Source organism: Streptomyces sp. GbtcB6 (assembly GCF_019091475.1).
GTDB classification, from domain to species: domain Bacteria; phylum Actinomycetota; class Actinomycetes; order Streptomycetales; family Streptomycetaceae; genus Streptomyces; species Streptomyces hyaluromycini.
The window spans coordinates 242,380-255,740 of record NZ_JAGXJL010000012.1 but is presented as its reverse complement, the minus strand read 5'-3'; the positions used below and the strand labels follow the sequence as shown (position 1 = coordinate 255,740).

General features: G+C 71.4%; 15 protein-coding genes. 9 read left to right on the top strand and 6 right to left on the bottom strand.

All coding sequences use genetic code 11. The annotated features are described in order from the left end of the window. Nucleotides 1-29: 29 nt before the first annotated feature. The 6 genes from KVT45_RS22270 to KVT45_RS22245 form a co-directional block, all read right to left on the bottom strand. Nucleotides 30-719: a PadR family transcriptional regulator gene (locus KVT45_RS22270; protein ID WP_217550067.1), complete on the bottom strand. Its 690-nt coding sequence runs from the start codon at nucleotides 717-719 to the stop codon at nucleotides 30-32. Then, nucleotides 716-1,189, bottom strand: a complete 474-nt coding sequence (locus KVT45_RS22265) for a GNAT family N-acetyltransferase (protein WP_217550065.1) — start codon at nucleotides 1,187-1,189, stop codon at nucleotides 716-718. Before KVT45_RS22265 ends, KVT45_RS22270 begins: the two co-directional genes overlap by 4 nt. Before the next feature lie 29 nt (nucleotides 1,190-1,218). After that, the gene (locus KVT45_RS22260) at nucleotides 1,219-1,965 is read right to left on the bottom strand and encodes a DUF3631 domain-containing protein (RefSeq protein ID WP_254647161.1); all 747 of its coding nucleotides are present in this window, start codon (nucleotides 1,963-1,965) and stop codon (nucleotides 1,219-1,221) included. Next, nucleotides 1,965-2,450, bottom strand: a complete 486-nt coding sequence (locus KVT45_RS22255; RefSeq protein WP_217550061.1) for a hypothetical protein — start codon at nucleotides 2,448-2,450, stop codon at nucleotides 1,965-1,967. Before KVT45_RS22255 ends, KVT45_RS22260 begins: the two co-directional genes overlap by 1 nt. Then, a complete protein-coding gene (locus KVT45_RS22250; RefSeq protein WP_308310840.1) occupies nucleotides 2,447-3,112 on the bottom strand; it encodes a DUF4913 domain-containing protein in 666 nt (221 codons plus the stop codon). The genes KVT45_RS22255 and KVT45_RS22250 overlap by 4 nt, the downstream gene beginning before the upstream one ends. Nucleotides 3,113-3,279: 167 nt before the next feature. After that, complete coding sequence (locus tag KVT45_RS22245) at nucleotides 3,280-4,035, bottom strand: site-specific DNA-methyltransferase (protein ID WP_217550057.1); 756 nt, start codon at nucleotides 4,033-4,035, stop codon at nucleotides 3,280-3,282. A 518-nt stretch (nucleotides 4,036-4,553) separates the two neighbouring features. Here KVT45_RS22245 and KVT45_RS22240 point away from each other — a divergent pair. The 9 genes from KVT45_RS22240 to KVT45_RS22200 all read left to right on the top strand — a co-directional run bounded on the left by KVT45_RS22240 (nucleotide 4,554) and on the right by KVT45_RS22200 (nucleotide 13,184). After that, nucleotides 4,554-5,669: a C40 family peptidase gene (locus tag KVT45_RS22240; protein WP_217550055.1), complete on the top strand. Its 1,116-nt coding sequence runs from the start codon at nucleotides 4,554-4,556 to the stop codon at nucleotides 5,667-5,669. A 90-nt stretch (nucleotides 5,670-5,759) separates the two neighbouring features. After that, nucleotides 5,760-6,125 (top strand): hypothetical protein, encoded by a 366-nt coding sequence (locus KVT45_RS22235; protein WP_217550053.1) that lies wholly within the window; start codon nucleotides 5,760-5,762, stop codon nucleotides 6,123-6,125. A gap of 237 nt (nucleotides 6,126-6,362) precedes the next feature. Next, entirely contained in the window at nucleotides 6,363-6,671 is a 309-nt protein-coding gene (locus tag KVT45_RS22230; RefSeq protein ID WP_217550051.1) for a DUF6112 family protein, read from the top strand. Continuing rightward, nucleotides 6,671-7,357 (top strand): hypothetical protein, encoded by a 687-nt coding sequence (locus tag KVT45_RS22225; RefSeq protein ID WP_217550049.1) that lies wholly within the window; start codon nucleotides 6,671-6,673, stop codon nucleotides 7,355-7,357. Before KVT45_RS22230 ends, KVT45_RS22225 begins: the two co-directional genes overlap by 1 nt. Before the next feature lie 38 nt (nucleotides 7,358-7,395). Then, nucleotides 7,396-8,745, top strand: coding sequence for an ATP-binding protein (locus tag KVT45_RS22220; protein ID WP_217550047.1), 1,350 nt, complete (start codon nucleotides 7,396-7,398; stop codon nucleotides 8,743-8,745). A 90-nt stretch (nucleotides 8,746-8,835) separates the two neighbouring features. Beyond that, on the top strand, nucleotides 8,836-10,308 hold the full coding sequence (locus KVT45_RS22215; RefSeq protein ID WP_217550045.1) for an SCO6880 family protein: 1,473 nt from the start codon (nucleotides 8,836-8,838) through the stop codon (nucleotides 10,306-10,308). A 57-nt stretch (nucleotides 10,309-10,365) separates the two neighbouring features. After that, nucleotides 10,366-10,836 (top strand): DUF6238 family protein, encoded by a 471-nt coding sequence (locus KVT45_RS22210; protein WP_217550043.1) that lies wholly within the window; start codon nucleotides 10,366-10,368, stop codon nucleotides 10,834-10,836. Between the two features lie 167 nt (nucleotides 10,837-11,003). Continuing rightward, nucleotides 11,004-12,518 carry an ATP-binding protein gene (locus tag KVT45_RS22205; RefSeq protein ID WP_217550041.1) on the top strand — a complete coding sequence of 505 codons (1,515 nt, stop codon included), beginning with the start codon at nucleotides 11,004-11,006 and terminating at the stop codon, nucleotides 12,516-12,518. A gap of 18 nt (nucleotides 12,519-12,536) precedes the next feature. Further along, nucleotides 12,537-13,184: a hypothetical protein gene (locus tag KVT45_RS22200; RefSeq protein WP_217550039.1), complete on the top strand. Its 648-nt coding sequence runs from the start codon at nucleotides 12,537-12,539 to the stop codon at nucleotides 13,182-13,184. Nucleotides 13,185-13,361: the final 177 nt, after the last annotated feature.

Genomic DNA, 13,361 nt, shown 5'->3' with positions numbered 1-13,361 from the left:
AGCGCTGCGGTCGGTGAGGGTTGATTCGCTCAGCGACGCGGGTGCACGGGACACGGAGAGGCCGCCGGTCGGGTTGGCGGCGTGGTACCGGGCGGGCCTGCGGGACGCGGGGCGGTGAGAGCGGCCCGGCCGGCGTCGGTGAGGGTGACGGGCTGGCCGGCGTGCACCGGGTGGGAGGTGTCACGCTCCACGAAGCCGCTCGCCTCCAGGTGCTGCAGCTGGGTGTAGGAGATGCGGGTGTGCGAGCCGGTCGCCACGGCGAGCCGGTGGGTGATCAGGTGTTCGTGCAGCTTGGCGCCCCGGGCGATGGCGAGCAGCGCTGCGACGTCCTTCGCCGTCACGTGCTGGGGCGTACGCGGCGGGGCGGCGGCTTCGATCGGCTCAAGCGCGGCGGCAGTCGTGGTCTGCTGGGCGTCGCGTGCGTCGATGGCGTGCGCGAGCTGGTCGACGGTGCGCTCGATCCGCGCGAACAGGGCCTGATCGACGGGGAGTTCACCGGAGGCCAGGCGGGCGAGACGGGTGCGGTGGAAGGTGACGTCCCGCTCGGCCCGCACGAGTTCGCGGTGGGCGTCCGCCAAGGCCGCGTGCAGGGTGTCGAGGAGACCGGCGGTGCGGTGCCTCCACAGCGCCTCGACGCTGCACCCTGCGGCTGTCTCGATCCGGTGGTCGAACACGGTGCGCGGGCGCCGGTCGGGCGAAGACGCGGGAGGTGAGGTCATGTCGGAGCGGTCCGTGTGGGCGCGCGGGTGTCCGGGGCGTAGATGTCCAGGGCGACGCGGACCTCGATGCAAAGGCCGTCGTGGGTGTGCCGGGTGGGCCCAAGGCGCTCCAGCAGCCGGAGCATCGGCGTGTTGGACGCGTGCGTGAACGCGGTGAGGGTGTGTGCCCCGCGCGTTCGGGCCATCCGGGCCGCGCGGCGGGCCATGGCCGTTCCGATGCCGCAGCGCTGGTGGTCGTCGGCGACCTGCAGTCCGATGTCGAAGACGCCCGGCTGACGGCTGACGGGTCCGACGCAGACGAGGGCCAGGGGCCGCTCGTCGGCGTCGAGTCCGATCCAGCACCGTGCCTGGGCGAGCAGCCGGGCCAGGTCTCGGGGTGTGAGGCGCATGCGGCCCCAGCGGCGCAGCAGATTCTCCGCGGAGCACTGTGCGTGGAAGGCGGCGACCAGGTCCCCGTCGGCCGCCGTCACCTCGCGGGTGTGCGCGAGGGCGGGATGGGTCAGCAGGAGCAGTCCGGGCGGGCGGCCTGCAGGTCATCGCGCCGGTAGGCCCGGTAGCGGCTGCCGTCGGGGGTGCGCGGTTTGCGGGCCTGGACGCCGTAGGGGCCAAGGAGCAGGGCGAGACGGATCGGGGTGAGGTCGGCGTAGCGCCAGCGTCCCTCGGCCTCGCCGGGCAACGTGCGCAGCCGCGCGACCAGTTCTGTGGTGCTGATGTACTGGGCCGCGCCCAGGGTGTCGAAGATGTCGAGGCAGGCGTGGACGATCGTCCGCGGCCGGCTCGGGCAGGTCAGGAACTCCTCACACGTGTCTTCATGGCGGTCGTCGACATCGTCGTAGCCGTCGAGGTCGTCAGGAGCCTCCGGTTCCTCGAAGCCGAAGTCGTCGAAGCTCTCGACGTCGGGATCGAGGTCCGGTTCGCCGTCGTGCTCCTCGTCGTCCAGCGGCTCGTACCCGCCCGCCTGTTCGGGCTCGTACGCCGCCGCGCAGCAGCAGGTGGCGGACAGCAGCGCGCTCAACTCCGCTCCGGCCGCCATGCGTTCGACCAGCAGGTCGGTGAGCGCATCGAGTCGCTCGGTCGCGGTGACGCCGGCGGGACGTTCGGTGCCGGCCAAGTCGGCGAGCTGCCTGTCGAGGTCCTGGATCTCGGTGAACACATCGACGATGGCGCGGTGGTGCGGGTTCTCGGTGACCTGGGCCGGCGCCAGCACAGCGGCGGCGACCTGGTCGATGAGGCTGGGGAACTGCATCAATGAACGGGGCCCTTCAGGGTCGGAGACAGTGCGGGACGGGGAAGGCCGGGCAACGCGTAGGGCGGCGGTCCGGGCTTGGGGACAGGCGGGCGGACTCCCAGCTGCGGGGAGCGGGTGCGGGCCGCGTGGGTGCGCTCGCCCAGGGGCCGCCGCGTGATGCCGAGGCGGGCGCGGGCGGTGTCGTACACGTCGTGCGCCTCCCGCGGACGGACGGCCACGACATGGATCTCGGTGGTGTACGTGGAGGTGGCGGGCGCAGGCCGCTGGGCGTAGACGATGCGCCACGCGTTGCGGTGATCGACGTAGACCTTGCGGCATCCGGCGAGATCACGGGTGAGTTTGGCGCCGGACAGGCGGGCGCTGACGATGTCCTGGAGCTGGGCGAGCGCCAGGTCGCGGATGTCGCCGGGGGCCTGGAGAAGGTCGGTCAGGGCGCGCGGGTCGAAGGAGAGCCCGAAGGCCGGTCGGTCCTGACCGCTCATCCGGCCACCCGGCCGGACTCGCCGTTCCCCGCCGGCTCCTCCGGCTCCTCGGGCTTTTCGGCGGCGGCGGTGCGGCTGGAGGGCCTCGGGCCGGGCAGCAGGCGGTGGGCGGGCCGGTCCGGATCGGTCATGCACGCCGACAGCGGCCCGCCGGCCGCCCGGACGGCGGCCATGGCGTGGGTGAGGAAATCGCGGTGCCACACGAACAGGCCGGACAGGCCCGCCTCGGGGTCCTTGTGCTGCTGGTAGGCCAGCCACAGGGCGTGGAGCCACGCGACGACGTCCGGGTGTTCCTGCCACTGCTGGCACCACGGGGCGGCGGTGGTGACCTCGGCCCCGTAGACCCGGACCAGGAAGTCGTCCACCCAGTCGGACAAGGCGTCGAGTTCGTCCTCGTACTCCTCGCCCTCCAGCTCCAGGATCGGGCGGGGCTCCGGCAGCGCGGGCTGCGGCGTCAGGCCCGCGAAACCCGGCATGCCGAAGGCGCCGAACGCTGTGTCCGGGGGCAGCGGTGCGGAGGCGAGGCTGTCGAGCTGGCGGGCCTGTTCCGCGGACTGCTCCAGCAGTTTGCGGACGCTCGCCGAAACACTCTCCAGGTCGGAGTCCGGCAGCCGGACCGGTTCCGTCTCCCCGTCCCGCCGGGAGTTTATGGATTCAGGCACGAAAAGGGCCTCCTTGAGCCGCAACCGTCGGGCATGAATTGCGGCTCCAACCATCCGGAGAATCCCCGGTTTCGGTAACCGGGACTTGGCTGCTATAACGCCAAGCACGGCAAGGCCAGGGCGCGGCGGGCCATGCCCCAAAGGTCGTCCGCACTGCGCAGCACGGCTCAGGACGTGAGGGTCAAGTCGTCCTGGGAGAGGGTCTGTTGCATCGTCTGCAACAGTCGCTGTTCGGCGACCTTCGCGTAGTGATGGGTCTTCTCGACGCCGATGAACGAGCGGCCCTCCAGCAGGGCCGCGACCCCGGTCGAGCCCGAGCCGCAGGTGAAGTCGAGCACCGTGCCGCCCGGCGGGGAGATCTGCACCAGCTCCCGCATGACGGAGATGGGCTTCTGCGTGATGTGCTGCCGGTTCTTGCCCGACGGCTGCGAGGCGCTGTACAGGCCGGGCAGGTAGACCGGATTGCGGGCGGCGTCGATCGGCCCGTTGCTGGCCCAGACGATGAACTCGCAGTTCTGGGTGAAGCGCCCCTTCTGGGGGCGAGCCTGCGGCTTGTGCCAGGCCAGCACACCCCGCCACAGCCAGCCGGCGGCCTGGATGGCGTCCGTGGTGATCGGCAGCTGCCGCCAGTCGGTGAACAGCAGCGCTGTGCCGCCGACCTTGGTTAGCCGGTGCGCCTCGGTCATGACCTGGGTCAGCCAGAAGCCGTAGGAGCGCTGGTCCATGTTTTCGCCGGTGAAGTCCGGCAGTTCGTGACCGGCGTCAACGGAGGTGTACTTCTGCTTCGCGCTGCGGGAGGTGCGCTCCTTGGCCGTGCGCCCACCCGAGTTGTACGGCGGGTCGGTGATGACGGAGTCGACGCAGTCGTCCGGCAGTTCGGCGAGGACGCCGAGCGCGTCGCCCTGATGCAGGGAAAAAGGCAAAGAGATACCCCAGTTCGGGTCGGATGGAGGAGGAGGTACTCCGGCTCGTCCGGGCAACCCGGGGGACCGAATGCGGGCAGGAAGGCACCACGGGTCCGCGCAGCGGGAGGAGCGAGGGGAGGAGTCAAAACTGTAGGGCACGATCCCCGGTTGAGCGCTATCGCCGCCGAAAGCCCCGAATTCAAGCCTTGATCACCAACGATTTCGGCAACCGGGGATCCGCCCTTACTGTTTTGGAACCGCCCGGCCGACACAGCCGATGGCACGTCCCCGCCCCTGCCCTCAGGAGGTACCCCCTTGTCCTGGCACACCTGACCCGCCCCCCGTGCCGGTGCGAGCGGCAACTCGCACCTGTGCACCCGGGCCCCGATTCACCCATCACCCGGCCGTCGCACCCTTCCTCAACACCGCACGCGCCGCCGGGACTTCACCAAGGACCTCGCCATGACAGTGCTCCGCTCATACCTGCCCGCGCACCGGCCTGCGGCCCGTGACCGCCTGCCCGGAGGCATCGCCGGTTGAAGGGCGTAGCCGCCGGCATCGGCGTCTTCGTCCTCTCCCCGCTCCTCCTCGCCGGCACGGCCATGCTGATGGCCACCAGCAGCGAGGCCGTCCAGAGCGCCTACTCCTCCCTGGCGTGCACGGGCGACATCGACACCGACACGGTCGTCGAGCAGGTCACCAAAATCCTCAACGGCGCGGACGCCAAGACCGTCCGTGTCGAGGGCCTGTCCCTGCCCGGGGAACAGATCCCCAACGCCCGCACCATCGTGGCCACCGGGATCAGCCTGAACGTGCCGGCAAAGGGGCAGATCATCGCGCTCGCGACCGCGCTGCAGGAATCCCGGCTGCGCAACCTCTCCTCCGGCGACCGCGACAGCCTCGGGCTCTTCCAGCAGCGCCCCAGCCAGGGCTGGGGCACCGCCTCCCAGATCCACGACCCCGTCTACGCCGCCACTCAGTTCTACGGGCACCTGCTCAAGGTGGACGGCTGGCAGCAGCTGACCGTCACCCAGGCCGCCCAGGCGGTCCAGCGCTCGGCCTACCCCGACGCCTACGCGCAGTGGGAGGACCTGGCGAGCGCCCTCCAGAAGGCCATCGCCGCGACGTTCCCCGACATCGACCAGGAGACCAGTACGACGGGCACCGCCTCCAGTACCTCATCCTGCGCGGTGACCGAAGACGGTTCCGGGTACGGCACCATCCCGGAAGGCTCGGTACCCAAGGGCTACTCGATCCCCAAGGACACCGCCCCGACGGCGCGCAAGGCCATCACATGGGCGATGGCCCAGCTCGGCACGATGTACCAGTGGGGCGGCACCTGCACCGCGCCGCACGGCCCCGACCCGATGGGCCGCTGCGACTGCAGCTCGCTCACCCAGCAGGCATACAAGCACGCCGGCATCCAGCTCACCCGCACCACATACACGCAGATCAACGAGGGCAAGGCCGTCTCGCCCCAGCATCTTCAGCCGGGTGACCTGATCTTCTCCCGCGGCAGCGCCGCCCGCCCCGAACACGTTGGCATGTACATCGGCTCGGGCCTCGCGATCGAGGCACCAAGGACTGGAAAACCAGTTCGAATCACGCCTCTCGCGGACTGGGACATCCTCGCCGCGCGCCGCGTCATCTGATCCCCGTTCCAGGCCCGGCACCCCGTTCTCACCGCCCCCGTTCAGGGCCCTGCCCGCCCTGCCCTTCCCCTGACACCACGGAGCACCTCCTTGATATCCCGTCATCGCGCCCAGCGTGCCCTCGCGGCAGCCTCCTTGGGCCTGGCCGTCGCCGCCGGCGGCCTGGCCACCGCCTCCACCGCGCAGGCGTACGACACCGACACCACGAAGATCTCGTGCAGTGCGGTCAAGGTCCGCACGTCGCCGTCGACGACGGCCACCGCCGTCGGCGTCGCCTACCGAGGCGACAAGATCACCTACGACCAGTGGGTCTACCGCAAGGCCACCAAGACCTGGTGGACCCGGGGCACCGTGACCCGCAAGTCCGACGGCAAGAAGCTGCGCGGCTACGTGGTCTACAAGTGCGCCAACCCGTACGGCACCAACGGCGCGCCCACCCCGTCGATCCCGAAGTAGCGCACATCGCCGAGCCGGAGCGCTTTCGCTGGCTGGACCGCCCAAGTCCCGGCCTCGCCTGAGCCTCGCCGCGGCACCGGCCGTGTTCTCGTGCACGCCGCACCTCCCTGCGTGGGCGGCGATCCGGCCGGCCGTCTCCCGTCCCGCCGCCGCCCCTCCCCTTTTCAAGGCGCTCGCCTCCCTCCCCCCTTTCTGTGATTCCCGCGCGCCGGGCTTCGGCGCGTGCAAGGAGCCTCTTTGCCTCTGCTCGAAACCGTGCGGTACCTGGCCTACGACCCCGGCATCACGCCCTCCGGCGGCGGTCTGCCCGGCCTGGCCGTATTGAAGAACGTGGTCAACTCGATCAACCTTTTCGCGATCGTCGCGGTGGTCGGCGCGCTGGCCGTCTCCCTGGGCGTGTGGGCCTGGGGCCACCACACCGGGGGCCACCAGGCCGAGGCCAACGGCAAGAAGGGCGCCGTCGTCGCGGCGGGCGCCGCACTCGGTCTCGGCGCCGCGAACGGCATCGTGGCCTTCTTCTCCGCCCTGGGGTCGCAAGTCCACTGATGCCGAAACGATTTCCTTCTCTGTCCCGCTACGGCCTTGGCTGGTCCACCCGGCAGCGCGTCACGGTCATCGCGACCGGCCTCGCCGTCCTGCTGGCCCTGGCCGCCGCCGTCGCCTTGCTCACCCGCCCCGCCGCCACCGGCGACGGCCGAGCCAGCGTCCCCTCGTCCGGGCCGAGCAGCAACACCTCCTCATCCGCCGGCCCGGCAGCGTCGGCTGGAGCCGGTTCGGTGGCGACGCCGCCGCCGGTCGCCGACCCCGTGGCGTTCGCCAAGGCCGCCGCCGCTCTGCTGTGGTCGTACAACACCCGCACCACCAGCCGCGATGAGCAGCTCGCCGGGATGCGGGCGTGGCTGACGCCGGAGACCAAGTACGCGGACTGGACCTCGATCGCCGCGCAGGTGCCCGATCCGGTGCTGTGGTCGCGGATGGCCGACCAGAACCAGTACGCCACCGCCACCGTCACCGAGGCCCACTACCCCTCGGCGTTCAAGGAAGCACTGGCGGATGACCCGTCGGCGATCACCAAGGCGTACATCTACGCCGTCACCGTCACCGGCAAGCAGCAGATCACCTGGAAGAAGGGCGGAGCCGGAGCCGAGGACCGCTCCCTCACCCTCGCCGTGCAGTGCCGCCCCAACGCGAACTGCTCCCTGGTCGCCATCGCCCCGAGCGTCGTGCCCTGACGCACCCAGCCCACCCGAGATAAGGAGAGGACTCACCTTTGGGCTTCTGCGACCTTCCCCTCGCGGACAAACTCTGCACCGTCGGCGACGCCGTCGACTTCGCCTCCGACCCGGGCGCGGCCATCGGCAACTGGATGGCCAAGAGCGCGGGCGAACTCGCCGCCGCCGCAGCCGACCTGGCCGCCGAGGCGGTCAACACCACCACCCAGGTCGACCTGAACGCGACATGGTTCCGCGACAACTACGAGATGATCCTCCCGATCGGCCTGATCATGCTGGTCGGCACGTTCTGCGCCCAGCTGGTACGCGCCGCGATCCGCCGCGACGGCCAAGCCCTCACCCAGGCATTCACCGGCACCGCCGCCGGCGTGCTGTTCGCGTTCACCGCGATCGCCTTCACCACCGTCGCCATCGAAGTCGTCGACGCCCTCTCCGACGGCCTCCTCAAGGCCGCCAACCTCGACATCGCCACGGCGGTGCGGCGCATCGTCAAGGTGGAACAGATCGCCTCCCTGTCCGGCCTGGGCTGGCTCGTCACCGTCTTCGTCGGCATCGGCGCCGCGATCGGCGCCATCCTCTACTGGTGCGTGATGGTGGCCCGCAAGGTCGGCATCCTCGTCATGGTCACCCTCGCCGTCTTCGCCGGAGCCGGCGGCGGCTGGGAAGCCGCCCGGCGCTGGCGCAAGGGCTGGATCGAAGCCACCGCCACCCTCGTCGTCTCCAAGCTCCTGATGACCGTGATCTTCGTGCTCGGGATCGCGGCGATGGGCAAGACCGAGGCCAAGGACGGCATCGCAGCCCTCGCCGACGTCATGGCCGGCATCGTCATCATGGCCCTGGTGCTGCTGTGCCCGTACGCGACCTTCAAGTTCGTGCACTGGGCCGCGTCCGAGGGCTCCGATGCGGAAACACTGCACCGCTCCGGCGGCGCGGGCGCGCAGATCGCCCGCCAGCATGCCGAGCGCGCCGGGCGCAAGGCCGCCGCCGCACTCGCCACCGGAGGAGCCGCGGCCGGAGCGGGCGCCGCTCCTCAGGGCCCGGAATCGGTTCCGGGCGGCTTCCCCGGCGATATCGCCGCGCACCCCACGCCGGACTCCGGCAAGGAAGGCGGCAGCCCGAGCGCGCCGTCATCCGGCAACGAGGGGACCAAGAGCGGTCTGGACAAGACAGTTCAGCCCCCGCCGACCAGCCCCCGTGAGGACGCCAGTGGTCAGATCGGCGGTGGCCCCGGACAGGGGGGCGCTCCCGGATCGCCCTCCGGCGGCAGCGGCTTCATGTCGCAGCCCGGCGCCGGCACCTCCACTCCGCCGCCGCAGGGCGCCCCGCCTTCGCCGAACCCGACCGGCACCGCCGGCGCGACCGGAACGCCGCCGCCCACCGGTCTGTGACCTTGCCCGCCGCCGGGGCGGCACACGCCGCGTACGTCCTCGCCGCGTGCCGCCCCGGCCACCGCCCCCGCGCACCACCGAAAGCGGCCCTTGTCTGATCTCACCGTCACCCCGCTCACCGTCAAATTCCCCCACCGGTCTAGGCGTGGCATCCTGCTCGGCCTGTCCCTGCCCCAACTCGTCCTCACCTCAGGCGCGTTGGCGCTGCTCCTGGTGACAGTGGTGTCCACCGGGCTGCTCGGCGCCGTCGCCCTCACCCCGCTGTGGGCCACGGTCATCGCCCTGGTCGCCGTCCGCCGGCACGGCCGCTCGCTGATCGACTGGGCGCCGATCGTCTGGCGTTTCGCCCAGCGGCGGCGTACCGGCCAGAGTCTGTGGCTGGCCCGGCCGGTCACCCGGCCCCGCCAGGACGGCATCCTGCACCTGCCCGGCACCGCCGCCTCCCTGCGCGTCGTCACCCCCGGCGACTCCGCCAACGGCGCCGCCGCGGTACACGACCCGCATCAGCAGACCCTGACCGCCATAGCGCGCGTCTCCTCACGCGCCTTCGCGCTCCTCGACCCGGCCGCCCAGAACCACAACGTCAGCAGCTGGGGGCGGGCCCTGGCCGGTGTCGCCCGCACCGGACACGTCGCCACCGTGCAGGTCCTGGAACGCACCGTCCCCGACTCCGGCGACACCCTCGCCCGCCACTGGACCCGGCAGGGCCGCCCCGACGCCCCGGTCGCCGGACAGATCTACGGCGACCTGGTCGCCTCCGCAGGCCCTGCCGCGGCTCCGCACGAGACGTACCTGGCGATCTCCCTCGACCTCAAGGCCGCCAAGCGATTGGTCTCCCAGGCCGGCGGCGGGCTGCCCGGCGCGTTCACCGTGATGGAGCAGACCACGGCATCGGTCGCTCAGGCCGCGCGCAGTGCCGGACTAACGGTGACCAGCTGGCTCACGGCCCGCGAGATCGCCGCCGTCATCCGCACCGCCTACGACCCCAGCGCGCTGTCCTCGCTGCAGCAGTGGTCCACCTCCGGCCGGGCCGAGGCCGACCCGGCCGCCGCCGGGCCCGTGGTCCAGGTCGAGGAGTACGACCGGCTCGCCACCGACACCGCCCGGCACACCACCTACTGGGTCGAGGACTGGCCCCGCACCGAAACCAGCGCCGGGTTCCTCCACCCCGTGATGTTCACCGCCGGGGTCCGCCGCACCCTCTCCCTTATCTACGTGCCACAGGGCATCGAGTCCGCGCTGCGTGACGTCCAGCGCACCAAGGCAGCGATCATCGCGGATGCCACCGAGCGTTCGCGGCGCGGGCAGGTCGACTCCGAAGCCGACTCAATCGAGTACGCCGACGTCAAAACCCGCGAACGCCAGCTCATCGCCGGCCACGCCGACGTCGCCCTGACCGGTCTGCTCACCGTGTCCGCCGAGACCGACACCCTGCTCGATGCCGCGTGCGCACAGATCGAGACCGCCGCCGTCACCGCCCAGGTCGACCTGCGCCGGCTCCTCTACCAGCAGCCCGCCGCCTTCACCCTCAGCGCCCTCCCCCTCGCCCGCACCGCCCTGTAACCCCGCTCCGGTGCCGCCGACGTCCTGCCGCCACGGCAGGAAGGAACTCTTCCCCCTTTGACCTCTGCCCTCCCGGTCGGCGACGCGTACCCGTATCTGCGGGCCGCCAGCGCCGGTATCCGCCACCACGCCCGCACCCTCACCCCCCGCTCGGAGCCGGTCTCCTCGCCGACGGACCGCGTGCACCTCGACGTCCTGCACGCGCATCTGACCGCGCTGCACCAGCTGCTCGACCAGCTCGTCGAGACCTCCCGGCCGCCGCATCCCGCCGCCGGCCGACATCTGGCCACCGCGCATACCCGGTTGTTCCAGGCTGCCGCCGCGGTGCACGACGCCTACCACCTCCTGCCCGTCGCGGACGGGCCCCCGGCGGACACGGGCTGCCACCCCGAGCGGCTGTCCGACGGTCCCCCCGTCCTGACCATCTGCCGGCGCCACCTCGCCGCAGGTCACATCGTCCGCCGCAAAACCACCCCCAGCGACCTCAACACCCCGCTGCACGGCCACACCACCACGTGCAGCCGGTAACCCCGCACTACCGAAAGGCCCCGAAATTGCGCGCCCTGAAGCGCTCCACCTCCGCGGCCGCCGTTCTCGCCGCGCTCGCTGGCACCGCGGCCCTGGCCACCGCCTCGCCGGTCGTCTGACCCCCGTGCCGCGTCCAGACCCGCCGCCTTCGTGAAAGCCGCCCCGTCATGAGTCACCGGCCCGCACGCCGTGCCCGCCGCGCCAGCGCCAGCCCCCTGTTCACCCCGCACAGCAGCGACCGCTCCTCCCGTAAGGCCGCCCGCCGTCAGGTCGCCGAGGCCGCTGCGAAGGCCCGCGCCGAAGCAGCCGCCCGCACCGGTGGCGCCGCCGCGAAGGAACAGGAGATGCCCCCTCCCCTCTTCCCGTCCGCCGGGCGGCCCGGCCCCGCGTCCGCCCGCCACAGCAGGCTCAAGCTGCCCGCCCACCGTATGACCACCGCCACCGCGTCCGGGGCGTATCCGTTCCTCGCCGAGGGCGGTCTGGGGGCCGAGGGCATCTACATCGGCCGCGACGTGCACGCGGAGGCGTCGTTCTGCTTCGACCCGTTCGCCATGTACGGCAAAATCGAAGGCTTCACCAACCCGAATGTGCTGCTGGCCGGGGTGATCGGACAGGGCAAGTCAGCGCTCGCGAAGTCCTTCGCACTGCGGTCGATCGCCTTCGGATACCAGGTCTATGTCCCGTGTGATCCCAAGGGGGAATGGACGCCGGTGGCACAGGCGCTGGGCGGCACCTCGATCGCGCTCGGGCCGGGACTGCCCGGCAAACTGAACCCGATGGACGCAGCTCCCCGGCCGAACAGCGTCTCGCAGGCCGACTGGGCGGGCGAGATCCGCAAGCGCCGTCTGCTGCTGCTCGGCTCGCTGGCCCGCACCGTGCTCGGGCGGGAGCTGCTGCCGATGGAGCACACCGGCCTCGACGTCGCCCTCGACGCCGTCGTCACCCGCGCCACAGCCACCGGGCGCACCCCACTGCTCGGCGACATCGCCGCCACCCTCAACAACCCCGACGAACTCGACGCGGCCGGCGGCATCATGTCCGGCCGCCTCGGCGACGCCTCCCGCGACCTCGCCCACGCCATGCGCCGCCTCGTCCACGGAGACCTCGCCGGGATGTTCGACGCTCCCAGCACTGTGGCGTTCGATCCCAACTCGCCGATGCTGACCATCGACCTGTCCCACCTGGGCGGAACCGGCGACGACACCGCACTCGTCCTCGCCATGACCTGCGCGTCCGCCTGGATGGAATCCGCCCTGTCCGACCCGGACGGCGGCCGGAGATGGATCGTCTACGACGAAGCCTGGCGCCTGATGCGCCACCCCGGCCTGCTGCAGCGCATGCAGTCCCAGTGGAAACTCAGCCGCGGCCTGGGCATCGCCAACCTCATGGTCATCCACCGGCTGTCCGACCTGCTCACCGCCGGCGACGCCGGATCACGCGGACGCGCCCTCGCCGAAGGGCTCCTCGCCGACTGCTCCACCCGCATCATCTACCGGCAAGAGACCGACCAACTCCACGCCGCAGCAGCCCTGCTGGGCCTCACCTCGGTGGAGACCGACGCGCTCGCCCATCTCAACCGGGGGCGCGGCCTGTGGAAGGTCGCCGGACGATCTTTCATCGTCCAGCACCTGCTCCATCCGCACGAGCTGTCGCTCTTCGACACCGACGCCCGGTTGCGCTGAAACCCGAACGGAAACCCCGTGACCAACGCTGAACAGCCCAGCCCGACCGAGCCCCTGCGCTCCTTCGCCGTCGCTCAGGACGGCACACTGCACTTCATCGTGCGCGCCCGGGACCTCGATCATGCCCGCGCACAGCTCGCTGATGTCCAAGCCGGCGAAGCCGGGACGGACGTCTCCCTGGGCGACAGCGTCCGTCTGGCCCACATCACCCTGACCGAAGACCCGGCTCTCCCACCGACCGTCGGCTCCCAGATGGTGATCGATGCCCTCGGCACCTCGCCGCAGGGCCTCGGCCGGCGCCACACGGGCGACTCCGCCGAGGACGTCGTTGCCCGGCTCGTGGTCGTGGCCGCCCGCCATCTGGACCACGTGAGCGAACAGCTCACCTACGCCGCCCAGTCCGCGGCCTCCACTCTGACACGCGTCGCGACCGGGAAGACGTCTATCAACTCGCTGGGAGTCCTGCAGAACAGCGCCACGCAGATCGACATCCTGGCCGCCCGCCACGCCGACGCCATCGAGCGCCTCACAGCAGTCATCCATGCCTACCGGCAGGTGACAGCCCCCGACGACTTCACCGCCCAACCGGCGCACCACCCAGGCCAGGCCCCGACCCGCCCAGCCGCACCCAGCGCTCCTGCCAACCACTCATCCCGCCGTCGGTGACCCGCCCTCCCCTCCAGGGAATTCCACCTGCCACGCCCTTCGGGCCTCCCCGGTGAGCAATCGGCCGGCTATCGCCAGTGCCAAGCCGACCACGACGGACTGATGTCCCACCTCGCCGACCCCGAAGCCCAGACAGCGAACGGGTTATCGACTCCTCCGACAACTACCAGTTCACCC